A 24,229-nucleotide genomic window follows, 5' to 3' on the forward strand; every position below is an offset into this window, starting at 1 on the left:
TCGCTCACTTGCGTGCCTCCTTGCGCCGGCCCCGGGCCTTGGCCGCAGGCGGCAGGGGCTCGGTCGCTGGCTTGCCGTAATCCATGAGCGCCTTCTGCGCATGCGCCTGGTCCGAGAAGGGGTGCTTCACGCCCGCGATCTCCTGGTAGTCCTCGTGGCCCTTGCCGGCCACCAGGATCACGTCCTGCGCTTGCGCGCAGGCGATGCTCTCGGCGATCGCGAGGGCGCGATCGGACTGCACCTGCACGCAATCGCGGTGCGACAGCCCGAGCAGGATCTGGCTGATGATGGCCTCGGGCTTCTCGGTGCGCGGGTTGTCGCTGGTGACCACCACCCGGTCGGCGTTCTTTTCGGCCACGGCCGCCATCAGCGGCCGCTTGGTCGCATCGCGGTCGCCGCCGCAACCGAACACGCACCAGAGCTTGCCGCCACGCTGCTGCGCCAGCGGACGCAGCGCCTGCAGGCCTTTTTCCAGGGCGTCCGGCGTGTGCGCATAGTCCACGGCCACCAGCGGCTTGCCGGCGGCAACCAGGCGCTCCATGCGGCCCGGCACCGGCAGCAGGTCGGCGCAGGCCGCCACCGCCTCGGCCAGCGGCACGCCGATGGCGCGCATCATGCCGATCACGCCCAGCAGGTTCGATACGTTGTAGTGGCCGACCAGCTTCGTCTGCAGCACCAGGCGCTGCGCGTCGCCGGCTTCGGCGACGGTGAAGCGCAGGCCCTCGTCGCCGTAGCCGATGTCCAGCGCCCGCACCCGCGCGTCGCGCACGCAGGAGACCGTCCACAGGTCCACGCGGCCGTTCCACAAGCGGGCTTCCAGCCGCTCGCCCATGGCGTCGTCGATGTTCACCACGGCGGCCTCCAGGTCCGGCCAGGCGAACAACTCCTCCTTCGCCGCCCAGTAGGCTTCCATCGAGCCGTGGTAGTCGAGGTGGTCCTGCGTGAAGTTGGTGAAGCCGGCCACGCGGATGCGCGTGCCGTCCATGCGCCGCTCCACGATGCCGATGGAAGACGCCTCGATCGCGCAGGCCTTCGCCCCTTCTTCCAGGAAGCGGCGGAAATGGCGCTGCATCAGCACCGGGTCGGGGGTCGTCAGGCCGGTGTGCTCCACGTGCGGCGGCCGGCCGATGCCCAGCGTGCCCACGATGCCGCACGGCATGCCGACGTTCGTGAGCGCCTGCGCCAGCCACCACGCCGTGGAGGTCTTGCCGTTGGTGCCGGTGACGGCCAGCACCTGGAGCTGCTGCGTCGGCTCGCCGTAGAACAGCGCGCCGATCGGCCCCGTGGCGGCCTTGAGGCCCTGGTAGGCGGCGACCGCGTCGCTGCCGAACTGGAAGGCCTCGCTGCCCGCCGCTTCGACCAGGCAGGCCGTCGCACCCTGCTGCAGGGCGGCCGGCACGAACTTGCGGCCGTCCGTGGCCGCGCCCGGCCAGGCGATGAAGCCGTCGCCGTGGCCGACCCGGCGGCTGTCGCAATGGACTTCGCCGGCCACGCGTTCGCGCAGCCAGTCGGCCGCTTCCTGGGGCGTGCGCAGCACCCGCATCAGATCGACTCCTCCACCGCCTGCACCACGATCTGCGGCTTGACGCTCATGTCCGGCTGCACGCCCAGCATGCGCAGCGTCTGCTGCACGGTGGAACTGAACACCGGTGCGGCGACGTCGCCGCCGAAGTACTTGCCCGCGCTCGGCTCGTCGATCATCACGGCCACCACGATGCGCGGCTTGTCGATCGGCGCGATGCCGACGAAGACGCCCCGGTACTTGTGTTCGGCATAGCCGCGTCCTTCCTGCTTGTGCGCGGTGCCGGTCTTGCCGCCCACCGAATACCCCATCGTCTGCGCCTTGGGCGCGGTGCCGCCGCTCATGGTCACCAGGTGCAGCATCTGCCGCATCTCCTGCGCGATCTGGGGCTGCAGCACGCGCACGCCGGGCGTGGCCGTGTCGGTCTTGAGCAGCGTCACGGGCACCAGCTCGCCGTCGCGCGCGAACACCGTGTAGGCGCGCGCGAGCTGGAACAGGCTGGTCGAGACGCCGTAGCCGTAGCTCATGGTCGCCTGCTCGATCGGCCGCCAGGTCTTCCAGGCGCGCAGCTTGCCGCTCACCGTGCCGGGGAACGGCACCTGCGGCCGCTGGCCGAAGCCGACCTGCGTGTACAGCTCCCACATCTCGCGCGGCTGCAGCTGCATCGCCATGCGCACCGTGCCGACGTTGCTGGATTTCTGGATCACCTCGGTGACCGTCAGGTCCCCGTGCGCATGCGAGTCGCTGATCGTGGAACCGGCGATCGTGAGCCGGCCCGGCGCGGTCGGGATCAGCGTGGTGGGCTTGACCAGCCCCTTCTCCAGCGCCAGCGACACCGCGAACGGCTTCATCGTCGAACCGGGCTCGAAGCTGTCGGTGAGCGCGCGGTTGCGCAACTGCGCCCCGGTGAGGTTCTGCCGGTGCGCCGGCGAGTAGCTCGGATAGTTGGCCAGCGCCAGCACCTCGCCGGTGTCGACATCCAGCACGACGACGCTGCCCGCCTTGGCCTTGTTGGCGACCACGGCGTCGCGCAGCTGCTGGTAGGCGAAGAACTGCACCTTGCTGTCGATGGACAGCTGCAGGTCCTTGCCGGCCACCGGCGGCACCTGCTCGCCCACGTCTTCGACGATGCGGCCCAGGCGGTCCTTGATCACGCGGCGCGAACCCGGCCGGCCGGCCAGGTCCTTGTTGAAGGCCAGCTCCACGCCCTCCTGCCCGAGGTCCTCGACGTTGGTGAAGCCGACGACATGCGCCGCGGCCTCGCCTTCGGGGTACTGCCGGCGGTATTCCTTGCGCTGGTAGATGCCCTTGAGGTCGAGGGCGGCAATCTGTTTCGCCGTGGCCTCGTCGACCTGGCGCTTGAGCCAGACGAAGTTGCGGTCCTCCTCCAGCTTGGCCATCAGTTCCGCCAGCGGCACCTGCAGCAGCTTCGCGAGCTTCGCGAGCCTGGGCGGGTCGCGCTCCACGTCCTCGGGGATCGCCCAGATGCTCGGCACCGGAACGCTGGTCGCGAGCAGCAGGCCGTTGCGGTCGAAGATGCGGCCGCGGTTGGCCGGCAGCTCCAGGGTGCGGGCGAAACGCACCTCGCCCTGCCTGCGATAGAAGTCGTTGCCGAACACCTGCACCCACGCGGCGCGCCCGGCGAGCGCCAGGAAGCCCAGCGCGATGCCGGCGACGATGAACTTGCTGCGCCACACCGGCGTGCGGCTGGCCAGCAGCGGGCTGGAAGAATAGGCAACGACGCGGCCGCTCATGGGGATGCCTCGCTGGCCTGGCCCTTGAGCGTGACGTACTGGGTGATCGCCGGCGTCGCGGGGCGCATGTGCAGCTGCTCGCGCGCGACCTTCTCGACGCGCGCCGAAGTGGCCTGGGCCCGCTTCTCCACCTGCAGGCGCTCGTTGTCGATCTCCAGCTTGCGCGCCTCGTTGTGCGCCCGCTCGATCTCCGTGTAGAGGCGGCGCGACTCGTACTGCACCTGCACCAGGTACAGGGCACTGGCGATCACCGTCACCAGCAGGGTCAGGTTCAGGCGGAGGATCATGCTGCCGTCCTCTCGGCCACGCGCATGATGGCGCTGCGCGCCCGCGGGTTGCCCTGCACTTCCCCGGCGCCGGGCTTCACGCGCCCGAGGGCGCGCAGCTTCATCGGCTTGGCCGGGGCAAAGGGCGCGCGGCGGTCGAATTCCTCGCGCGAATGCTTCGCGATGAACTGCTTGACGATGCGGTCTTCCAGCGAATGGAAGCTGATCACCACCAGCCGGCCTGAGGCTTCGAGCACGTCGAGACTCGCTTCTAGCGCCGCCTGCAGCTCTTCAAGCTCGGCGTTGACGAAAATCCGAAGAGCCTGAAATGTGCGCGTTGCAGGGTCCTGGCCCGGCTCGCGGGTTTTGACCGCGCCAGCCACGAGCTGGGCCAGTTCGGAGGTGCTGGCAAGAGGCCCCCGTTCCTGTCGGCGAGCTGCAATCGCCTTTGCAATCTGAACAGCAAACCGTTCCTCGCCGTATTCACGGATCACCTCCGCCATCTGTTCGACCGGGGCACTGGCGAGCCAGTCCGCGGCACTGGTGCCGCGCGTCGGGTCCATGCGCATGTCCAGCGGGCCCTCGGAGCGGAACGAAAAACCCCGCGCCGGGTTGTCGATCTGCGGCGAGCTCACGCCCAGGTCCATCAGCACCCCGGAGATGCTGTTGGAGGCCAGCTCGCGCAGGGCCGCGAAGCCCTCGTGCCGGATCTCGAAGCGCGTGTCGGCGATCGCATGCGCGGCCGCGACCGCTTCCGGGTCCTTGTCGAAGGCGACCAGCCGGCCCTGCGGCTCCAGCCTGGAGAGGATCAGGCGCGAGTGCCCGCCGCGGCCGAAGGTCGCGTCGACGTAGATTCCATCCGGCTTGGTGACGAGGGCCTCGACTGCTTCGTTCAACAAGACGGTGGTGTGTTGCCATCTGCTGTCCACCACCTGCCCTCAGAAAGAGAAGTCCTTGAAGGCTTCGGGCATTCCGCCGCGCATGGCCTCGGCCTCCTTGGCCTCGTAGGTCGCCTTGTCCCACAGTTCGAAGTGCGCGCCCATTCCAAGCAGCATCGTTTCCTTCTCGATGCCGGTGGCGGCACGCAGTTCGGGCGCCACCAGCACGCGCCCGGTCGAATCCAGTTCCACGTCCTGGGCGTTGCCCAGAAAGATTCTCTTCCACCACTGCGCGTCCATGGGGAGCTGCGCGATGCGGTCACGAAATTTTTCCCATTCCGGCCGCGGGAAGATCAGCAGGCAGCCGTGGGGGTGGCGGGTGATGGTGAGCTGGTTGGCGGCCGAGGCGGACAGGACGTCACGATGCCGGGTCGGCATGGAAAGCCGCCCCTTGGCATCGAGATTCAGCGACGACGCGCCCTGGAACACCTTTGTCTGCCCTCACTGCACAGCAACCGCAAGTCACGGCGGGAAATCCCACTATCCCCCACTTCATTGCACTTTTTTGCACTGTAGCAGGAAAACGCTGAGGCGCAAGGGAGCGCCGGTAAGAATTGGCAATGAAATCAAGCACTTAGAAGCGAAGACGGCGGCCGAGGGCCGCCGAATTCCGTTCTAAAGCAAGCACTTACGTGATGCTGTGAATGTGACTCCTCACGGAGTTCAGAGGATGTAGCGCGAAAGGTCCTCGTTCCGGCTGAGTTCGCTCAGGCGCGTGTCGACATAGGCAGCATCGATCGTCACCGCCTGCCCTTCCAGCCGGGTGGCCTCGAAGCTCACTTCGTCCAGCAGCCGTTCCATCACCGTCGACAGCCGCCGCGCGCCGATGTTCTCGGTGCGCTCGTTGACGTCGTAGGCGATCTGCGCCAGCCGCGTGATGCCGTCCGGCGCGAAGGTGAGCTGCACGTTCTCGGTGGCCAGCAGCGCCTGGTATTGCTTGACGAGCGACGCGTGCGTGGACGTGAGGATCGCCTCGAAGTCCTGCACCGACAGCGAGCCGAGCTCCACGCGGATCGGGAAGCGCCCCTGCAGCTCGGGGATGAGGTCGCTCGGCTTCGAGAGATGGAAGGCGCCGCTGGCGATGAACAGGATGTGGTCGGTGCGGATCGGCCCGTACTTGGTCGACACGGTGGTGCCTTCCACCAGCGGCAGCAGGTCGCGCTGCACGCCCTGGCGCGAGACGTCGGCGCCCTGCATCTCGCTGCGCGAAGCCACCTTGTCGATCTCGTCGACGAAGACGATGCCGTTCTGCTCCGCGTTGTGGATCGCCGCGGCCCGGATCTCGTCCTCGTTGACCATGGCCGCCGCTTCCTCGTCGACCAGCAGCTTCATCGCCTCGCGGATCTTCAGCTTGCGCGACTTGCGGCGCGTGCCGCCGAACTGCGTGAACAGGCCGCGCAGCTGCTCGGTCATGTCCTCCATGCCGGGCGGGCCCATGATCTCGAGGTTCGGCTTGGCCTCGGCGACATCGATCTCGATGTCCTTGTCGTCCAGTTCGCCCTGGCGCAGCTTCTTGCGGAACACCTGGCGCGCCGTGCTCTCGCCCGGTTCGTCGCCGCGCGGCGCGGGGATCAGCACGCTGAGGATGCGGTCCTCCGCTGCGTCTTCCGCCCGGGTGCGGACCTTGCGCATTTCCGTCATGCGCGTCTGCTTGACGGCGATCTCGGCGAGGTCGCGGATGATCGAATCGACGTCCTTGCCGACATAGCCGACCTCGGTGAACTTGGTCGCTTCCACCTTGATGAAGGGCGCGTCGGCGAGCTTGGCCAGGCGGCGCGCGATCTCGGTCTTGCCGACGCCCGTGGGCCCGATCATCAGGATGTTCTTGGGCGTGATCTCCTGGCGCAGCTTCTCCTCGACCTGCTGGCGGCGCCAGCGGTTGCGCAGCGCGATGGCGACGGCACGCTTGGCGTTCCCCTGCCCCACGATGTGGCGATCGAGCTCGGACACGATCTCCTGCGGCGTCATCGTGCTCATTCGAGCACCTCGATCGTGTGGTTCATGTTCGTGTAGATGCAAAGCTCGCCGGCGATCTCGAGCGACTTCTTGACGATGTCGCGCGCGCCCAGCTCCGAGTTCTCCAGCAGCGCCCGCGCCGCGGCCTGCGCATAGCCGCCGCCGGAGCCGATCGAGACGATGCCGTGTTCGGGCTCGAGCACGTCGCCGTTGCCGGTGATGATCAGCGAGGACTCGCGGTCGGCGACGGCCAGCATCGCCTCGAGCCGGCGCAGCACGCGGTCGGTGCGCCAGTCCTTCGTCAGCTCGATGGCCGCGCGCACCAGGTGGCCCTGGTGCTTTTCCAGCTTGCCTTCGAAGCGCTCGAACAGCGTGAACGCGTCCGCGGTGGCGCCGGCAAAACCGGCCAGCACCTTGTCGTGGTAGAGCTTGCGCACCTTGCGCGCAGTGCCCTTGACGACGATGTTGCCGAGGGTGACCTGGCCGTCGCCGCCGAGGGCCACCTGCCAGCGGCCGTCGCTGCCCTTGCGCCGCACGCTGACGATGGTCGTGCCGTGAAACTGTTCCATGTGGGTGACGAATGGCGAAATGACTTCGCTTCGCTTCAATGACGAAATGAAGAGATGGCGCCGCGGCGCCACAACTCAAGTCATTTTGTCATTGAAGCCCCCCGCCGGGCGGCGAAGGTCATGCGCGGCGCAGCCGCGCGTCATTTGTCATTCAGTCGAGCCGCAGCCCGATGCGCGCGTGCTCGCTGATGCCGATCACGTTGAAGAACGCGGCGACCAGGCGATGCACGTCGACGAACTGCACCTGCCGGCCTTCGGACACGCGCGCCGTGACCCAGTTCAGCAGCGTGCCGGCAGCAGTGAAATCGATGCGCATCAGCCGCGCGCAGGAGATGATCATCACGTCGGCGTCGCCGAGCTTGGCATCGAGCAGTTCCAGCGCTTCCTTGCCGTCGCCCAGGATCTGGCCGGAAAGTTCGACCGTCGCGATGCTGGACATCTGCGAGGTCACGGCCGCCAGTTGCGAATCGCCATAGGTCATCACGCTGGACATGACGGAATCGCGGAACGCTTCGCCGACGATCGTGTTGCGCGTGGCGAGGCTGCCGTCCGGCTGCAGGGCCTTGTACTCGCAGCGCGCGCTCTCCCAGGACGGCGGCGACACCTCGTACGTCACGCAGTAATCCAGCGCCACCAGCTCGAATTCGTCCGGCCGGTGCATCACGCGCAGAACCTCCATGCGCAGCTTCCACCACGCGGGATTCACCCCGCGGTCGCCGGAGGGCGTGTTGTCCTTCAGCACCTTTTCCAGCGCATCGGCGCCGACGAAGCGCAGCTGGATCGGTTGCCTGGCCCACTGCGTGAACAGGCGCGTGAGCGGCTCGATCGCCGATTCGACGATCGAGTTCAGCTTGTTCCAGTTCAGCTTGTAGGGCTGCGAAGCCTTCGCCAGCGCCGCGGCCAGCGCGGCCACCGTCTGCGTGCCGAAGACCGCGGGCGACGTCCAGTCGGCCGCGGACTGGCCCGGGCCCAGTGGCGCGGCGGCGGTCGCCGTGCTCATGCGCCCGACGATCTCCGGCATCGACATCCACTGCGGCGCCGAGCGCCCGAAGCGGCCGGCGAATTCGAGCGCGGCGGATTCGAAGCGGTCCTGCTTGCCGGTGGCGCGGTACAGGTCGAACAGCGTCAGCCAGGTCTCGTCGTGGTTGACGCGCGAGCCCTGGGGACCGAGCACTTCGAGCAGGCCGGCCTCGGCGCCATCGTCGTCGCCGTTGGCGAAGCGGATGGAGGCCTCCTCCAGCTCAGGGTCGTGGGCGAACTCCTCGACCTGGATCGCGTACTGCTTGGAGTGCGAGAACACGCTGGGCAGGCTGGGCGCGCCACCCGGCGCGTCCCTGCGCGCTGCGCCCGCGCCGGCGCCGGCCGGCACCGCGGCCATCGCAGGATGCGCCGGCGCGGCGCCCTGCGGCTGCGAGCCCTGCGCGGCGCGCTGTTCGGGCGTCTGCGGCAGCACGGAATTCAGCATCGGCTGCGGCGCACCCGAGGCCGCGGCCTTGGCGGCATTCGCCAGGTCCTGCGGTGCGGTGCGCGAATACGAGGTGGCCGCCGGCGTGGGCTGCTGCAGTGCCTCCGGCGGCATGTGCGAGGAAACCGCGAAGGAACTGTTGGCCGGCTGCTGCGACTGGCCGCCATGCTTGGTCTTCCACCACTGCATGGACATCTGCGCCTCGATCTCGTCGATCTTCTTGAGCGTGGTGGCGCGGTCGTCCGGCTTGGACGGCATCGAGCTCTGGAAGAACGAGGGGCGCAGGCCGGGATCCTGCCCGGCGAGCACCTCGCTGCGGCGCATCTTGCGCAGCATGTCGAATTCGCGCTTGCGCACGAAGTCGTTGCGCCGCTTGCGCTCGATCATCTCCTTGAGCATCTGCTTGGAGTACGAGCTCTCGCGGTCGCTCTCGGCGTCGTTGCCGGGCTCGCCCCAGGCGGTGGCCGGACTCTTGACGAACCGCACCACCCTCGACAGCAAACCACCGGGCGCGGAATCGTCTTTCTGTGCCATGGACAGGTGCGGGTACTGCTAGGTTGCGGCCGGCTTCAGTCGCCGAACATCTTCTGCTTGAGTTCGCGGCGCTGCTGCGCTTCGAGCGACAGCGTCGCCGTCGGGCGGGCCAGCAGGCGCCCGACGCCGATCGGCTCGCCGGTTTCGTCGCAGTAGCCGTAGTCGCCGGCGTCGATGCGCGCGATCGACTGCTCGATCTTCTTGAGCAGCTTGCGCTCGCGGTCGCGGGTGCGCAGTTCCAGGGCGTGCTCCTCCTCGATCGTGGCGCGGTCGGCCGGATCGGGGACGATCACCGTCTCCTCGCGCAGGTGCTCGGTCGTCTCGCCGGCGCTATTGAGGATGTCCTGTTTGAGCTGGAGCAGCTTCAGGCGGAAGAACGCCATCTGCTTCTCGTTCATGTATTCGGTGTCCGGCATGGCGAGCACTTCTTCATCCGTGAGCTCTTCTGCGGACTTGGTCTTCCAGTTGTTCGCCAATTTCGGATCTTTCTTGATGGCGACGACGGGCGGGGGCGTCAGTACGGATTGAGTGGCCATGGGGATATAGGTTGCCTTGGCGGCGCCCGGTGCGGCAGGCGAGGCGACGACCGGTGGTTGCGCTGCCCGCGGCACGGCAGGCGCCGGTTGCGGGGCAGGCGCGGCCACGGGGGCCTTCTGCGCTGCGGCGGGTGCGGGTGCCGCGGGTGAATGGGATGCCTTGGCGGGCGCCGCCTTCGCGGGAGCCTGGCTCGCCTTGGCAGGGATCTTCCGGGCGGCGGCGACGACAGCCTTGGCGCCGCTGACGACAGCCTTGGCCACGGCGCCGACCACCTTGCCTGCGGCAGCCTTGGCGCCCTTGGGCGCGGCCTTCACTGCGCTGCCTGCCGCCTTGGCCGGAGCGGCCTTGGCGGGCGTCTTGACCGGGGCCTTGGCAACCGGCCTGGCCAGCTTGGCGGGCGCCTTCGGGACGGCCTTCACGGCCACCTTGGCCGGTGCCTTCGGCGTTGCCTTGGCTGCGGTCTTGACGGGCTTGGCCGCCGCCTTGGGCGCCGGCCGGGACGCAGGCTGCGATTTCACCGCCGGTTTCTTCGTGGTCTTGGTAGCGGCCTTGGGCTGAGCCTTCACTTCCCGTCTCCTCGCGCCGGCGCAGGCAAGCAGCGGACCGCAGTCCGCGAACGAGCCTTTTCTTCTAGGTGCAACGCCGTCATGACCGCGATTTATACCCTGATTGTCCGGCTCTGCACGACCGTGAACCTCCTTTTCGTCATGGCGCCGCCGCGCCACCCTGTGCGGGGTGGATCTGGTCAGTTGCGGAACTGAGACAAACACGGGCGTCGGCGGCTGGATCGTGAAGGGCGCCAGCGTAGCCCCGCCACGCGCGAGCCGCCCTTCAGACCACGCCGACGCGCCGCGTCAGACAAGGCACTGCGCCAGGCCCTGCAAAAAGATGTCCTTGGGGAGATCGATGCCGATGAACACCATCTTCGACTGGCGCGCTTCGCCCTCGGCCCACTGCGGGCCCAGGTCGCTTCCCATGAGCTGGTGCACGCCCTGGAAGATCACCTTGCGCTCGGTGCCCTTCATGTTCAGGACGCCCTTGTAGCGCAGCATGCGCGGGCCGTAGATGTTGACGATCGCGCCCAGGAAGTCTTCCAGCTTCATCGGATCGAAGGCGCGGTCGGAGCGGAACACGAAGCTCTTGACGTCGTCGTCGTGGGCGTGGTGGTGCGGGTGGTCGCAGTGCTCGCCGTGCTCGTGGTCGTGGTCGTGGTGCGCGTGGTCATGCTCGTCTTCCTCCTTGAGGAAGTCCGGGTCGATGTCCAGCTTGGCGTTCAGGTTGAAGCCGCGCAGGTCGAACACGTCCTTGATCGGCACGTCCCCGAAGTGCACGGCCCGCTGCGGCGCGCGCGGGTTCATGTGCTTGAGGCGGTGCGTGAGGGCGTCGACGGCGTCCTGGCCCACCAAGTCGGTCTTGCTGATGAAGATCTGGTCGGCGAAGCCCACCTGGCGCCGGGCCTCCTGGCGGTCATCGAGCTGCTGGTCGGCGTGCTTGGCGTCGACCAGCGTCAGGATCGAATCGAGCAGGTAGCTTTCGGCGATCTCGTCGTCCATGAAGAAGGTCTGGGCAACGGGGCCGGGGTCCGCCAGGCCGGTGGTCTCGATCACGACGCGGTCGAAATCGAGCATGCCCTTGCGCTTCTTCGCGGCCAGCAGCTGCAGGGCCGAACGCAGGTCCTCGCGGATGGTGCAGCAGATGCAGCCGTTGCTCATCTGGACGATCTGTTCCTGGGTATCGCTCACCAGGATGTCGTTGTCGATGTTCTCCTCGCCGAACTCGTTCTCGATCACGGCGATCTTCTGCCCGTGCGCCTCGCCCAGCACGCGCTTGAGCAGCGTCGTCTTGCCGGAGCCGAGGAAGCCGGTGAGGATGGTGGCGGGGATGAGGCTCATGGGGTGTGTTCAGTCGATGTTTTCGGGGCAGTTTAGTCCGATCGGAACGCCCGGGCTTGGCGTGGCACTTTCAACGCAAAAGCCGCAAAAGCTGCGCAAAAGCCGCAAAAGAACTCCATGACTTTTCTGCGGCTTCGGTCTTCCTTTTGCGGCTTTTGCGTTGGATCTCCTCGTGCTCGCACGGCGCCCTATTTGCGGATCACCACCAGCCCCTTCAAGTACTCCCCCTCGGGGAAGGCCAGGGTCATCGGGTGGTCCGGGGCGGCGCCCAGGTGGTCGGCGATGTAGCCGTCCACGCCGGCGTCGGTGCCGGCGGAGGCCACGATCTTGTGGAACAGGTCGGCGGAGATGCCGCCGGAGCACGAGAACGTGAACAGCACCCCGCCGGGCGCAAGCAGCTTCAGCGCCAGCCGGTTGATGTCCTTGTAGGCCCGCGCGGCGCGCTCGGCATGCGCCACCGTCGGCGCCAGCTTGGGCGGATCGAGCACGATCGCATCGAACTGGCGCCCGGCCTCGCCGAAGCGCCGCAGGCTGGCGTTGACGTCCGCGTCCAGGAATTCCGCCCGCGCCGCATCGAAGCCATTCCGCGCCACGTTGGCGCGCGCTCGCTCCAGGGCCGGCCCCGAGGAATCGATCGAAGTGAGCTCGCTCGCGCCGCCCGCGAGCGCCGCCACGCTGAAGCCGCCGGTATAGCAGTAGCAGTTCAGCACCCGCTGCGCGCCCAGGCGCCGCACCCAGTCGGCGAAGCGCGCCCGGTTGTCCCGCTGGTCCAGGTAGAAGCCGGTCTTGTGTCCGCCGGCGATGTCCAGGCCGAAGTTCCAGCCGGATTCGGCGATCGCCAGTTCGGTCGGGCCGTCGCCCCGCAACCAGCCGGTGACCCCGGGAAGACCCTCGAGTCCGCGGGCGTTGGCGTCCGAGCGCTCGTACAGCCGTTGCATTCCGGTCACATCCAAAAGGATGTCCGCAAGCACTTTCTTCCACTTCTCTGATCCAGCTGAAAGAAATTGCGCGACGAGGGTATCTCCGTAGCAATCCACGACGAAACCGGGCAATCCGTCCGATTCCCCGTGCACCAGGCGCACTCCCTCGCTGGGCACCTTAAGCCGTTGCCGCAGCCTAAGCGCCTCCCCTAATCGCTGGCGGAAGAAGTCCGGGTCGATCCGCTCGCCCTCCTCGAAGCTCCAGGCCCGCGCGCGGATCTTGGAGGCGGGGCTGAACGCCGCCCAGGCGAGGAAGCGGCCGTCGTTCGCCTCCACCCGCACCGTCTCCCCGGGATCGGCTCCGCCGCGGGCGATGGCCGAATCGAAGATCCATGGATGGCGGCGCAACAGCGAGCGCTCGCGCCCTTCCCGCAACCGAATCACCTTCATACCCCTATTGTCGGCCGGACGGGAAGGCGTAAGAATGTGCAACAGAAATCGGAGCGGGAAGGAGAAGGGTCGATGGCGTGGTTCGCCCGGGGTTGCCGGGTCTGGGTGGCGCTGCTGTGGCTGGTGACGCTGGGCGTCGCCGGTGCGGCTTCGGCACGTTCCACGCTGGCGTTCGATCCGGCGCGGCAGCCCGTCATGCTGCAGGACTCCGGCGAAGCCTGGGTCGACGCGTCCGGCACGAAGCGCGTCGAGGACGTGGCCGCCGATGCCGGCATCGCCTGGCACGCCACCAGCGACCTGAAGATCTACCACCTGGATGGCGGCCAGGCGCTGTGGATCCGCTTCACCGTGCCGCCGACGCCCAGCACCGAGCGCTGGTACCTCGAGGTGCCCTACCCCGGCGTCGACAGCGTCAGCCTGTTCGTGCAGAACGCCGCCGGCGCCTGGACGGGCCGCGGCGCCGGCGACAGCCTGCCCCTTTCCGCCTGGCCGCTGCCGCACCGCCACCCCCTCCTGCCGATCGTGGTCTCGCCGCAGGAGCCGCGCGTGCACTACGTGCGCGTGCAGAACGGCACGATCTTCGGCGCGCCGATGCAGTTCGTCAGCGACAACTACATCATGCGCAACGAGCAGGGCATGGCGCTCGCGCTCGGCGTCTACTTCGGGCTGGTGGTGCTGGCGGTGATGCTCTCGCTGGCCGGCGCCATCACGCTGAAGGACCACGTCTACAGCCTGTACGCCCTGTCGGCCGTGCTGATGGCGCTGACGCAGGCCACCATCACCGGCCTGGCAGGCCTGCACCTGTGGGGCGAGTGGCCCTGGTGGAACGACATGGCGCCGCAGGTGCTGCCGGTGTTCGCGATCGCCTCGCTGCAGCTGTTCCTGGCCGAACTCGTGTCGCTGCGCGAACGCTCCCGGCTGCTCTATCGCCTGCTGATGACGGCCGGCCTGCTGTCGCTGCCGCTGTCCATCTACCTCATGCTCACGCCGGACGTGATGGACCGGCTGCGCATGATCGCCGTCTACTTCGTCGCCGAGACCGTCGCCGGCCTGGGCGTGGTGGTCTGGAGCGCGCTGCGCGGCGACCGCTACGCACCGTGGCTGCTGGTCGGCGCCGCGCCGGTAGCCATCGGGGCCTTGTTCCCGGTGGCGCGGGCAGCCGGACTGATCCCGGTGGGCTTCTGGACCACCCACGGCATGCAGCTGGCCATCGCGGCCGAACTGCCGATCCTGCTGCTGGTGATGGTGCTGCGCAGCCAGCACCGCCGCGAGCACGCGCGCCGCATCCAGGGGCTGGACCGCATCGACCCCTCCACCGGGCTGATCAACGCCGCCGTGTTCCACGAGCGCCTGGTGCGACTGATCGCGCGCTCGCAGCGGCTGAAGTTCCGCAGCGCCATGCTGCTGGTGGACATCTCCAACATCGACCAGATCCAGCGCCAGTTCGATCCGGATTCGGCGCGCGAACTCACGCTGCGCGTGGCCGGCCGCCTGCTGTCGGTGGCGCGCGAGATCGACACCGTCGCGCGGCTGTCGGAGCACCGCTTCGGCGTGCTGCTGGAAGGCCCGCTGCACGCCGACGAAGTGGCCGAGGCGGGGCCGCGCATCGTGGCGCGTTGCCTGATGCCCTTCAAGGGCCATCCGCTCGAATGGTCGGCCCAGGTGCGCGTGGCGCAGGCGCTGATCCCGATGGATGGCTCCGATCCCGCCCAGTTGATCGGCCGCCTCGAGTTGCTGCTGGCGAGCGCGCCGGCGGACAGCCGCAGGGCGGTGTTCATGCTGTCGCGGTCGGGCGGGCTGCACACGGTCGCTGCCGCGATCTGAGGTGGGGAGTGGATTCCCGCCTGCGCGGGAATGACGGGGAGGGGCGCGGGGATGACGGGAGGGGCGCGGGAATGACGGAGGGGCCCGGGAATGACGGCCCTTTTACTTCCTCTTCGCCCGCGGATGCGCCGCGTCGTAGGCCTTGGCGAGATGCTGGAAGTCCAGGCGCGTGTAGACCTGGGTGGTTCCGATGTTGGCGTGCCCCAGCAGCTCCTGCACGGCGCGCAGGTCGCCGCTGGACTGCAGCACGTGGCTGGCGAACGAATGCCGCAGCATGTGCGGATGCACCGGCGTGGCCAGGCCCGCCTGCAGGCTGCGCCGCTTCAGCCGCGCCCAGATCGCCTGCGCGCTCAGGCGCGTGCCGTTGCGCCCGATGAACAGCGCCGCCGCGTCGGCGTGCGGTCCGCCCGCACGCAGCGCCAGCCAGTGGCGCAGCGCTTCGATGGCCTTGGCGCCCACCGGCACCATGCGCCACTTGCTCCCCTTCCCCAGCACGTGCGCCTCGCCGGCCTGCAGGTCGATCCAGCCCCGGGCGGCGGAGCTCGCCTGCCCGTCCAGGCCGACCAGTTCGCCCACGCGCAGCCCGCAGCCATAGAGCAGTTCGACGATGGCTGCATCGCGCGCCTCCAGCCACGGATCCGCCGCGTCCTCGCAGAACTGCGCGAGCTGCACGGCTTCGTCCACGCTCAGCGCCTTCGGCAGCGGCTTGGCCACCCTGGGCGCGCGCACGTCCTGCACCGGGTTGCTCGGCACCAGGCCTTCGCGCCCGAGCCAGGCATAGAAGCCGCGCCAGCCGGAGAGGATCAGCGAGATCCCGCGCCCGCTGCGGCCGCCGCCGTGCATCTGCGCCACCCAGCGCCGCACGTGCGCGTTGTGCACCTGCGTGAGGGCCACACCCGCCTTGCCGGCGTTCTCCGCCAGCTTCTGCAGGTCCAGCGCATAGAGTTCCACCGTGCGGGCGGCCAGCCGCTTCTCGACGCGGACGTGCTCCAGGTAGCGCTCGACCAGCCCGCTGTCGTCCATGCCGATCAGCGGGGCCGCAGGCGCGACAGCGCGGCGCTCGCGATCTCCGCGATGCGCTCGAGGAAGTCCGTGGCCATGCCGGACTGGAAGCGCTGCGCGTCCGGCGAGGCCAGCACCAGCATGCCGAAGGCCGGCGCGACGCCGTTGACCGCTCCCGCGCGCAAGGGCACCAGCGCCAGCGACACCGCCGTTTCCGGCTGGTCCAGCCAGCCCACCGCCTCGATGCCCGAGACGATGCCGCAATACGGCTGCTGCAGCGAAGTGGCGAAGGCCCTGGCGTCCTCGCTCACGCCCTGCGCGAACGGCTCCTCGCGGTAGCGCTCGTCCACGTCCCAGACCTTCAGCGCCACCTGGGGCACCATGAACTGCGCCTGCAGTTCGGCCACCAGGGTGGCCGGCAGCGCCCGCGAGGACGTCACCAGCAGCAGCGAGCGGGCCCAGCGGTGCACGCGCTCGGAGATCACCATGTTCTCGTTGCCGTGCCGCACCATGTCCATGATGCGGTGCTCCAGCGCCTTGATCTTGTCGCGCAGCATCTCGGCCTGCCGCTCCTGCAGGCTCACGGCGCGGTTGCCGTGCGGGCTGGTGAGCTGCACGCTCGCCAGCAGCTGCGCGTGGCGCTCGAAGAACGCGGGATTGTTGGCCAGCCAGTTGGCGATGTCGTCTTCCGTGATCGGGTTCATCGGTTCTTCGTTGACCATGTCATTCCTGCAATTCGATTTCGCCTTCGAAGACCGTCATGGCCGGCCCCGTCATCCGCACCGGCGCGTCGCCGCCGGCCCATTCGATCGTGAGGAGGCCGCCGCGCGTCTCGACGTCCACGCGCGCGTCGAGCCGCCCGAGCCGGATCCCGGCGACCACCGCGGCGCAGGCGCCGGTGCCGCAGGCGAGCGTCTCGCCGACGCCGCGCTCCCACACCCGCAAGCGGATGCGGCCGCGGTCGACCACCTGCATGAAGCCGGCGTTCACGCGCTTCGGAAAGCGCGGGTGGTGCTCGATGGCCGGGCCCTGGCCGTGCACCGGCGCCTGCTCCACGTCCGCCACTTCCAGCACCGCGTGCGGATTGCCCATGGACAGCACGGCCACGGCGACGATCTCCGATTCGGCGTCGACCTCCAGCGCCAGGTGCCACTGGTGCCAGTCGCCTTCGCGGTGCGGGCTCAGGCCGGCGGCGTCGAAGGGCACGGCGGGCAGGTCGAAGACGGGCGCACCCATGTCCACCGTGACGCGGCCGTCGGGGTTGAGCTGCGGCTCGATCACGCCGGAGAGCGTCTGCACGCGGATGCGCTGGCCGCGGGCCAGGCCCTTGTCGACGACGTAGCGGGCGAAGCAGCGGGCGCCGTTGCCGCACTGTTCCACCTGGCCGCCGTCGGCGTTGTGGATCACGTATTCGAAGTCGACGCCGGGGGCCGGCGACGGCCGCACGCTGAGGATCTGGTCGGCGCCGATGCCGAAGTGGCGGTCGGCGAGCTGCCGGTAATGGGCCGGCGAGAGCTCCAGGCGCTGGCGTGTTTCGTCGAGCACCACGAAATCGTTGCCGGCGCCCTGCATCTTGGTGAAGCGGATGCGCATGCGGCGATTATCCTCCGGGCTCCACCGCAAACGAGGGCGAGACATGCGCATCCCCGACTGGACCCCCGAACGCAAGCCGCAGCCGCAGGACCTGGTCCAGGCGATCGTCGATCGCCGCGGCGGCACGCTGTTGAACCTGGACCGCGCCCTGCTCTGGAGCGAGCCGCTGGCGCGCGGCTGGAACACCTACCTGAAGGCGGTGCGCACCGGCCTGGGCGCGAGCCGCCAGTTGCGCGAGCTGGGGATCTGCACGGTGGCCCTGGTCACCGGCGCCCACTACGAGTACCACCACCACGCGCCGGACTACCTCGCCGCGGGCGGCACGCAGGCCACGCTGGACGCGCTGCAGGCCTTCCTGCGCGCGGGCGCGCAGGGCGAGCCGCAGGGGCTGGCCGGCGACGAGGCGCTGGTGGCCCGCTACGCCTTGCAGATGACGCGCGACGTGAAGGTGGACGACGCGCTGTTCGCCGCGATGCAGGAGCGCTTCCCGACCCCGGAACTGGTGGAGATCACCGCCACCATCGCAACCTACAACATGGTCGCGCGCTTCCTGGTCGCGCTGGGGGTGGCGCCGGAGGAGTGAGGCACGTTGGGCGTTCGGCGTTCGGCGTTGGGCGTGAGGTCGGCCCCCTCGCTCAACGCCTAACGCTCAACGCCGAACCTCACTCCGACTTGATGTTGTTCTCCTTCACCACCGCCGCCCACGTATCGAGCTGCTGGTCGATGAAGGCGTGGGCGGCCTCGGTGCTGCCGCCCATGAGGCTGATGCCCTGGCCGGAAAGCTTCTCGGCCACCTCGGGCACCTGCAGGGCCTTGTTGATCTCCTCGTTCATGCGGCGCACGATCTCCGGCGGCACCTTGGCCGAGGCCAGCACGCCCCACCAGGCGCGGGCGTCGAAGCCGGGGAAACCGCTCTCGGCCACCGTCGGCACGTCGGGCAGTTCGGGCGAGCGCTTCGCGGTCGTCACGGCCAGCGGCCGCAGCCGCTTGCTGTCGAGGTGCGGCTTGGTCACGAACACCGAGGCCACCGACAGCGGCACGTGGCCGGCCACGGCATCCTGCATCAGCGGCCCGCCGCCCTTGTAGGGCACGTGCGTCATGTCGAGCCCGCCGCGGCGCACCAGCATGGCCATGGCCAGGTGGCTCAGGCTGCCCGATCCGACCGAGCCGAAGCTGATGTTCTTCTTCGCCTTCGAGGCGGCCACCACCTCGGCGAAGGTCTTGTACTCGGAAGCCGCCGGCGTGGCGATCACCATGGGTGCCGTGCCGATCACGATCACCGGCGCGATGTCCTTGCGGGTGTCGTAGGGCATGCTGGGCATCAGGCTCGGGTTGACGCCATGGGTGTCGAACACCACCGCATACGAATAGCCGTCGGGCGGCGCCGCGATCACGTAGTGCGTGCCGATCACCCCGGAGGCGCCCACCTTGTTCTCGACGATCACGGTCTGTCCGAGCTGGTGCGTCAGTTGCTGGGCCAGGATGCGGGAGACCTGGTCGACCGATCCGCCCGGGGGGAAGACCGCCACCAGCTTGATCGGCTGGCGCTTCGGCCAGTCGCCGGTCTGGGTCTGGGCCTGGGCCGGGAGCCACGCGCAGGCCAGCAGGGCGAGCGCGGCAAACCACCTGCGGGACGTCTTCATGGGGCCTCCATGATGTAATCGCCGGCATGGTAAGAGCCAGCCAGCTTCTGCACCCTCAGCGTGAACCCGCAGTGCCCCGGGCGGCGGCCACCGTCCTGCTGCTGCGCGACGGCGGGACCGGCCTCGAGGTGCTGATGACGCGCCGCTCGGCCACGGCCAGCTTCGCCCCCGGCGCCTATGTGTTCCCCGGCGGCGTGATCGACCCCGGCGATGCGCAGGCGCACGCAGCGGCCGTGCGCCGGCCGACCCAGTCCGACGAGCGCCTGACGCAGGCCATCGCCGCCATCCGCGAGAGCTTCGAGGAGCTGGGGGTGCTGCTGGCGCGGCATGCCGACGGCCGTCCGGTCCACCCGGACGAACTCGCCGGCCTCGACCGGCACGCGCCGCTGCTGCCGCAGTGCCGCGAGCGCGGCCTGGTGCTCGCCGCCGACGAGGTCTTCCTGCTCGCGGAATGGATCACCGACCGCGACCTGCCGCGCCGCTTCGACGTTCCTTTCCTGGTCGCGCGCATGCCCGCCGGCCAGCTGCCCGTCGCCGACGAGGCGGAGCAGTTCGAGCCGGTGTGGGTGCGCCCTGCCGATGCGCTGGAGCGCCACCACGCCGGGCAGTTCTTCATGGTGTTCCCCACCATTCGCACGCTGGAGCGCCTGCGCGCCCATGCGAACGTGGACGCCGTGCTGGCCGCCTGCGCCAGTGAACAGCCGCTGTGGACCAGTTGCCCGCGCGCCGGCTTCGTCCAGGGTGCCGAAGCGCGCTTCATGGAACACGAGATGCAGTTCGGCGAGCTGGCGCTGGTCTGCCCCGACGGCCAGCTGCTGCACCACCTGGACTGGCGCACCGACGCTGCCGTGCCGCTGCTGAAGAACGTCACGCGCGTCACCGCCCCCAACCCCGGCGTGATGACCGGGCCGGGCACCAACGGCTACCTGGTGGGCGATCCGGACACCGGCTACATCGCGATCGACCCGGGCCCGGACGAGCCCGAGCACCAGCAGCGGATCTGGCGCGCCGCCGGCGGCGACATCCGCCTGATCGTCTGCACGCACTCGCATCCGGACCACTCGCCGGGCGCGCGGCCGCTGCAGGCCCTGTGCCGCACGCCGCCGCCGATCTACGGCCTGCCCTCGGCGCCCACGGCGCGCGCGGCGAGCGAGTTCACGCCGGACCGCGTGCTGGGCGACGGCGAGGTGCTGGCCGTGTCGGGCGGCGGCCGCCAGCACAGCCTGCGCGCCATCCACACGCCGGGCCACGCCGCCAATCATGTCTGCCTGGTGCTGCTGGAAGACGGCCTGCTGTTCTCCGGCGACCACGTGCTCAATGGCAGCACCACGGTGGTGGACCCGCCGGACGGCGACATGAGCGCCTACCTGGATTCGCTGGAGCGCCTCATCGCCGCCTGCGACGCATTCGGCATCGAATTCATCCTGCCCGCGCACGGCCACGTCCTGGGGCACGCGCGCCGGGCCATCGAGACGCTCAGGAACCACCGGCTGCAACGCGAGGCCAAGGTGATCGCGGCCATGCGCCAGCGGCCCAACGGCACCCTGGACGACTGGGTGGAGCTCGCCTATACGGACGTGCCTCCGCGGATGTGGCCGGTGGCCAGGCGCTCCCTGCTGGCGCACGTGCAACGCATCGAGGCTTTGCAACTGGTTGGCTGAAGGGCCTGCGGCTACACTGGCCCGGGGGGCTGGGAGGCGCATGGCGGACAAGACAACGAGCCCGGGCAGGCGGCCCGGCATCGACGCCCATCGGGTGGAATTCACGGGCAGCGGGGGCGAGTACTTCCGCGTCTGGATCGTGAACGTGCTGCTTTCGGTGCTCACGGTGGGCTTCTACACGCCCTTCGCGCGCCGGCGCACGGCGCAGTACTTCTACGGCCACACGCTGGTGGCCGACAGCCCGCTCGAATTCACCGCGCAGCAGCGCAAGATGGTGATCGGCTTCGTGCTGCTGGTCGTGCTGTATGCGACCTTCAAGACCGCCTCGCGCACCGGCCAGGACACCGTGGCCTCGCTCATGCTGCTCGGGGCCGCGGCGCTGGCGCCCTGGTTGTGGGGCAGCGCGATGCGCTTCCGCTTCAACGCGACGCGCTGGCGCGGCGTGCGCCTGCAATTCACCGCCGGCTGGGGCGAGGTCTACCGCGCAAGCTGGCCGCTGTTCGTGATGGCCCTCGCCTGGGCCGCCGCCGTGCTGCTGTCGGCGGCGCTGGTGCCGCAAGGCCTGTCGCCCGCGGCGCACCGTCGCGCCCTGGCGCCGGTGCTGCTCGCCGCTTCCGGCGGTGCGCTGCTCGTCTCGCTCTGGTGCCTGATGCGGCTGGAGTACAACTACAAGAGCCTGATGGTGCTGCGGGGTCGCATCGGCGGCCAGCCCGGACGCTGGAAGCCCGTGTTCGGCGACTTCGTGCGCATCTGGCTCGCCACGCTGGGCGTGTTCCTGCTCACCGTGCTGGTGATCGCGGCGCTGTTCGCGGTGGCGCTCGGCGGCTCCTTCGCGCTGCTGCCGAAACTGCGCGGCATGGGCATGCTCGCCATCCTGGTCGGCATCGCCATCGGCCTGGCCTCGGTGCTGCTGCTGTTCCTGGCCTCGGCGCCGGCGCGCGCGTACCGCGAGGCGCGCATCTTCCAGCTGGTGTGGAACAACATCGGCGTCAGCCAGGTGGCGCGCTTTCGCTGCGGGCTGCAGGCCAGGCGCTACGTGGGGCTGCGCATCCGCAACGTGCTGCTCACGATCCTGAGCCTCGGCTTCTTCCGGCCTTTTGCGGTGGTCAGCGAATACCGCATGAAGAGCGAATCCGTGACGCTGCACGTCAAGGGCGGCCTCGACCAGCTCGCCGGCCAGCTCGCGCGCGAGGAACAGGGCCTGGGCGACGCCATCGCGGACGCGGTGGGCCTGGGCCTGGTCGGCTGATGCCGGACGTGCTGCGCGGCGCCTGGTTCGACGGCCGCAGCAGCCGGGCGCGCGAGGTGCACGTGCGGCTCGTCCCGGGAGCCGGCGGGCCGACCCTGAGCCTGCAGGCGCTGGACGGCGGTCCGGCGCCACCGCCGCTGCGCCAGCGCGACATCGGCCTGCCCGAAGCCTGGAGCCGCCGCCGCGCGGCGCGCAAGCTGGTGGTCGACCTGCGCGAACACGGCAGCCTCGAGGTGGAGGACGTCGCCGGCTGGCAGGCTGCCCTGCAGGCCGCCGGCTACGAGGCGCCGCTCGCGCAACGCATGCAGACGCGCTGGAGCGCCTTCCTGCTGATGTTCGTGCTGGCGGCGGGCGCGCTGCTGGCGTTCTACCGCTGGGGCACGCCCTGGGCTGCGACGCAGCTCACGCGCCAGGTGCCGCTGCAATGGGAGCTGGGCTTGTCGCAGCGCGTGCTGGCGGACATGGACATGGCCTGGCTGCATCCGAGCAAGCTGCCGGCGCAGCGCCAGGCCGAACTGCGCGCGCGCTTCGACGCCCTGGCGGCGCAGGTCGCGCCGGCGCTGCGGCGCTATCGCACCTACGCGCCGCCGCTGGTCCTGCAATTCCGCTCCGGCCTGCCGCCCAACGCCTTCGCCCTGCCCGGCGGAACCCTCGTGATGACGGATGCCCTGGTGCAGGAAGCGGCCCGCCAGAACCTGCCGGACGATGCCCTGATCGGCGTGCTGGCGCACGAGGTCGGCCACGTCATGCATCGCCACACGACGCGCATGATCGTGGAGCAAGGGGTGCTGAACGTCGGCCTCGGCCTGGCGCTGGGCGACGTCTCCACGGTGGTCTCCACCGGCGCCTCGATGCTCACCGGCCTGGCCTACCGGCGCAGTCACGAGACGGAGGCGGATTGCTTCGCGGCGGCGCTGATGCGGCAGGCGGGCGTGCCCGGCGCGCCGATGGCCGACCTGCTGCTCGCGATCGAGGGCAAGGCCGGCGGCGAGAAGCTCGCCACGCCCGCCTGGATGAACCTCCTGAGCAGCCACCCGGACACGGCGCAGCGCGCGCGGGACCTGAAGGAGGGGCACGCACCAGCGTGCCGCTGAACGCGCTTTCGAGGAAGATAGTGTGAAGCCCGCCGATACGCCGGATCCTGTGCGCCTGGTCGCCCAGGCGTGACCGTCATTCATCTGGGCCGGGGGTCGCCCCACCGGCTCGGTGCTACCTACCCGCCAGCTCCGCGGGACCGCATCAACGCTGGCCTATTTGGTATTGCTGCGCGTAGAGATTGCCCGTTTCACCCTCCCACACCACTTGCGCGGCACGGAAGACTCGTCTCTGTTGCTCTGATCCTCACCTCGCGGTGGACAGGTGTTACCTGCTACGCTGCCCTGTGCAGTCCGGACGTTCCTCCAGTGCGGCCTTTCGGCGGGTGCACCAGCGACGGCCTGGCGTGCTTCACGGCGCGATTATCCCAGAGGGGAGAGAGCCCGCATGCGCGGGCTCTTCTCTGGGCCCCCGCCTGCGCGGGGGTGACGTTGAAGCCTGCGGCTTACGCGGCCTGCTGCAGCACCGCGATCCGCTCCTCGATCGGGGGGTGGGTGGAGAACAGCTTGCCGACGCCGGAGGTGATGCCCATGGACTGCAGGCCCTTGGGCAGTTCGCCGGGCACCATGCCGCCCAGGCGCGCGAGCGCGTTGATCATCGGCTGCTTGCGCCCCAGCAACTGCACGGAGCCGCGGTCGGCGCGGAATTCGCGCTGGCGCGAGAACCAGGCCACGATGATCGCCGCCAGGAAACCGAGCAGGATGTCGAGCACGATCGTGGTCACCCAGTAGCCGATGCCGGGGCCGGAGCGCTGCTCGCCGCGGCTCAACCAGCCGTCCACCAGGTAGCCGATCACGCGCGAGAGGAACACCACGAAGGTGTTCATCACGCCCTGGATCAGCGTCATGGTGACCATGTCGCCGTTGGCGATGTGCGCCACCTCGTGGCCGATCACCGCTTCCACTTCGTCGCGCGTCATGCCCTGCAACAGGCCGGTGGACACGGCGACCAGCGCGCTGTTCTTGAAGGCGCCGGTGGCGAAGGCGTTGGGGTCGCCCTGGAAGATGCCGACCTCGGGCATGCCGATGCCGGCCTGGTCCGCGAAGCGGCGCACGGTGTTCACGATCCAGGCCTCGTCGGGCCCTTCGTTGCCGGAGATCACCTGCACCCCGGAGCTCCACTTGGCGATCGGCTTGGAGATCAGCAGCGAGATGATCGCGCCGCCGAAGCCCATGATGAAGGCGAACACCAGCAACGAGCCGAGGTTCAGCCCGTTCGCCGTGAGATATCGGTTCACGCCGAGGAGACTGGACACGACGCCCAGCACCACCACCACCGCGAGGTTGGTCAGCACGAACAGGAAGATGCGTTTCATTGCTTGGAAGACTCCGAAGGGTGGAACACGTTCACCCCCGCGAC

21 protein-coding genes and 1 other RNA gene are annotated in these 24,229 nt (G+C 69.3%); 5 read left to right on the plus strand and 17 right to left on the minus strand.

Features of this window, described 5'->3' with window-relative positions:
• Positions 1-4: 4 nt before the first annotated feature.
• The 11 genes from JI746_RS01300 to JI746_RS01350 all read right to left on the minus strand — a co-directional run bounded on the left by JI746_RS01300 (position 5) and on the right by JI746_RS01350 (position 12,803).
• Positions 5-1,543, minus strand: a complete 1,539-nt coding sequence (locus tag JI746_RS01300) for a UDP-N-acetylmuramoyl-L-alanyl-D-glutamate--2,6-diaminopimelate ligase (protein WP_201686969.1) — start codon at positions 1,541-1,543, stop codon at positions 5-7.
• Positions 1,543-3,276: a peptidoglycan D,D-transpeptidase FtsI family protein gene (locus JI746_RS01305; protein ID WP_201686970.1), complete on the minus strand. Its 1,734-nt coding sequence runs from the start codon at positions 3,274-3,276 to the stop codon at positions 1,543-1,545. Before JI746_RS01305 ends, JI746_RS01300 begins: the two co-directional genes overlap by 1 nt.
• Positions 3,273-3,560: a cell division protein FtsL gene (ftsL, locus tag JI746_RS01310; RefSeq protein ID WP_201687281.1), complete on the minus strand. Its 288-nt coding sequence runs from the start codon at positions 3,558-3,560 to the stop codon at positions 3,273-3,275. Before ftsL ends, JI746_RS01305 begins: the two co-directional genes overlap by 4 nt.
• Positions 3,560-4,471 carry a 16S rRNA (cytosine(1402)-N(4))-methyltransferase RsmH gene (gene rsmH, locus JI746_RS01315; RefSeq protein WP_201686971.1) on the minus strand — a complete coding sequence of 304 codons (912 nt, stop codon included), beginning with the start codon at positions 4,469-4,471 and terminating at the stop codon, positions 3,560-3,562. The genes ftsL and rsmH overlap by 1 nt, the downstream gene beginning before the upstream one ends.
• A gap of 9 nt (positions 4,472-4,480) precedes the next feature.
• Complete coding sequence (mraZ, locus tag JI746_RS01320) at positions 4,481-4,909, minus strand: division/cell wall cluster transcriptional repressor MraZ (RefSeq protein WP_201686972.1); 429 nt, start codon at positions 4,907-4,909, stop codon at positions 4,481-4,483.
• Between the two features lie 234 nt (positions 4,910-5,143).
• Positions 5,144-6,457 carry an ATP-dependent protease ATPase subunit HslU gene (gene hslU / locus JI746_RS01325; protein WP_201686973.1) on the minus strand — a complete coding sequence of 438 codons (1,314 nt, stop codon included), beginning with the start codon at positions 6,455-6,457 and terminating at the stop codon, positions 5,144-5,146.
• Positions 6,454-7,005, minus strand: coding sequence for an ATP-dependent protease subunit HslV (gene hslV / locus JI746_RS01330; protein ID WP_201686974.1), 552 nt, complete (start codon positions 7,003-7,005; stop codon positions 6,454-6,456). Before hslV ends, hslU begins: the two co-directional genes overlap by 4 nt.
• Positions 7,006-7,156: 151 nt before the next feature.
• The gene (locus JI746_RS01335) at positions 7,157-9,004 is read right to left on the minus strand and encodes an STAS domain-containing protein (protein ID WP_201686975.1); all 1,848 of its coding nucleotides are present in this window, start codon (positions 9,002-9,004) and stop codon (positions 7,157-7,159) included.
• A 35-nt stretch (positions 9,005-9,039) separates the two neighbouring features.
• Positions 9,040-9,855: an RNA polymerase-binding protein DksA gene (dksA, locus tag JI746_RS28325; protein ID WP_408004072.1), complete on the minus strand. Its 816-nt coding sequence runs from the start codon at positions 9,853-9,855 to the stop codon at positions 9,040-9,042.
• Between the two features lie 540 nt (positions 9,856-10,395).
• Entirely contained in the window at positions 10,396-11,433 is a 1,038-nt protein-coding gene (locus JI746_RS01345) for a CobW family GTP-binding protein (protein WP_201686976.1), read from the minus strand.
• A 188-nt stretch (positions 11,434-11,621) separates the two neighbouring features.
• Complete coding sequence (locus JI746_RS01350) at positions 11,622-12,803, minus strand: class I SAM-dependent rRNA methyltransferase (RefSeq protein ID WP_201686977.1); 1,182 nt, start codon at positions 12,801-12,803, stop codon at positions 11,622-11,624.
• A gap of 72 nt (positions 12,804-12,875) precedes the next feature.
• Here JI746_RS01350 and JI746_RS01355 point away from each other — a divergent pair, with 72 nt between their 5' ends.
• Positions 12,876-14,627 carry a sensor domain-containing diguanylate cyclase gene (locus JI746_RS01355; RefSeq protein WP_201686978.1) on the plus strand — a complete coding sequence of 584 codons (1,752 nt, stop codon included), beginning with the start codon at positions 12,876-12,878 and terminating at the stop codon, positions 14,625-14,627.
• Between the two features lie 102 nt (positions 14,628-14,729).
• Here JI746_RS01355 and JI746_RS01360 read toward each other — a convergent pair whose 3' ends face one another.
• From JI746_RS01360 to dapF, 3 genes are read right to left on the minus strand one after another with little or no spacing between them, the layout of a single operon-like run.
• Entirely contained in the window at positions 14,730-15,650 is a 921-nt protein-coding gene (locus JI746_RS01360) for a tyrosine recombinase XerC (protein WP_201686979.1), read from the minus strand.
• Between the two features lie 5 nt (positions 15,651-15,655).
• The gene (locus tag JI746_RS01365; RefSeq protein WP_236599471.1) at positions 15,656-16,351 is read right to left on the minus strand and encodes a DUF484 family protein; all 696 of its coding nucleotides are present in this window, start codon (positions 16,349-16,351) and stop codon (positions 15,656-15,658) included.
• 1 nt (position 16,352) lies between these two features.
• Positions 16,353-17,222 (minus strand): diaminopimelate epimerase, encoded by an 870-nt coding sequence (gene dapF, locus JI746_RS01370; RefSeq protein ID WP_201686980.1) that lies wholly within the window; start codon positions 17,220-17,222, stop codon positions 16,353-16,355.
• Between the two features lie 43 nt (positions 17,223-17,265).
• Between dapF and JI746_RS01375 the strand changes: the two genes are divergently transcribed.
• Positions 17,266-17,805 (plus strand): carboxymuconolactone decarboxylase family protein, encoded by a 540-nt coding sequence (locus JI746_RS01375; RefSeq protein ID WP_201686981.1) that lies wholly within the window; start codon positions 17,266-17,268, stop codon positions 17,803-17,805.
• Positions 17,806-17,884: 79 nt separating this feature from the next.
• On the opposite strand, the gene JI746_RS01380 is transcribed toward JI746_RS01375, so the two are convergent.
• On the minus strand, positions 17,885-18,865 hold the full coding sequence (locus JI746_RS01380) for a tripartite tricarboxylate transporter substrate binding protein (protein ID WP_201686982.1): 981 nt from the start codon (positions 18,863-18,865) through the stop codon (positions 17,885-17,887).
• A 26-nt stretch (positions 18,866-18,891) separates the two neighbouring features.
• Here JI746_RS01380 and JI746_RS01385 point away from each other — a divergent pair, with 26 nt between their 5' ends.
• From JI746_RS01385 to JI746_RS01395, 3 genes are read left to right on the plus strand one after another with little or no spacing between them, the layout of a single operon-like run.
• Positions 18,892-20,526, plus strand: coding sequence for an MBL fold metallo-hydrolase (locus tag JI746_RS01385; protein ID WP_201686983.1), 1,635 nt, complete (start codon positions 18,892-18,894; stop codon positions 20,524-20,526).
• 40 nt (positions 20,527-20,566) lie between these two features.
• The gene (locus tag JI746_RS01390; protein WP_201686984.1) at positions 20,567-21,775 is read left to right on the plus strand and encodes a YjgN family protein; all 1,209 of its coding nucleotides are present in this window, start codon (positions 20,567-20,569) and stop codon (positions 21,773-21,775) included.
• On the plus strand, positions 21,775-22,869 hold the full coding sequence (locus JI746_RS01395) for a M48 family metallopeptidase (protein WP_201686985.1): 1,095 nt from the start codon (positions 21,775-21,777) through the stop codon (positions 22,867-22,869). Before JI746_RS01390 ends, JI746_RS01395 begins: the two co-directional genes overlap by 1 nt.
• Positions 22,870-22,889: 20 nt before the next feature.
• Here the strand turns inward: JI746_RS01395 and rnpB are convergent.
• Together rnpB and htpX are read right to left on the minus strand one after the other, a co-directional pair.
• Positions 22,890-23,223, minus strand: an RNA gene (rnpB, locus tag JI746_RS01400) — RNase P RNA component class A.
• 92 nt (positions 23,224-23,315) lie between these two features.
• The gene (gene htpX / locus JI746_RS01405; protein ID WP_201686986.1) at positions 23,316-24,185 is read right to left on the minus strand and encodes a protease HtpX; all 870 of its coding nucleotides are present in this window, start codon (positions 24,183-24,185) and stop codon (positions 23,316-23,318) included.
• Positions 24,186-24,229 lie beyond the last annotated feature (44 nt).

Origin of the sequence: Ramlibacter alkalitolerans (genome assembly GCF_016722765.1) — a bacterium.
Lineage (GTDB): Bacteria > Pseudomonadota > Gammaproteobacteria > Burkholderiales > Burkholderiaceae_C > Ramlibacter > Ramlibacter alkalitolerans.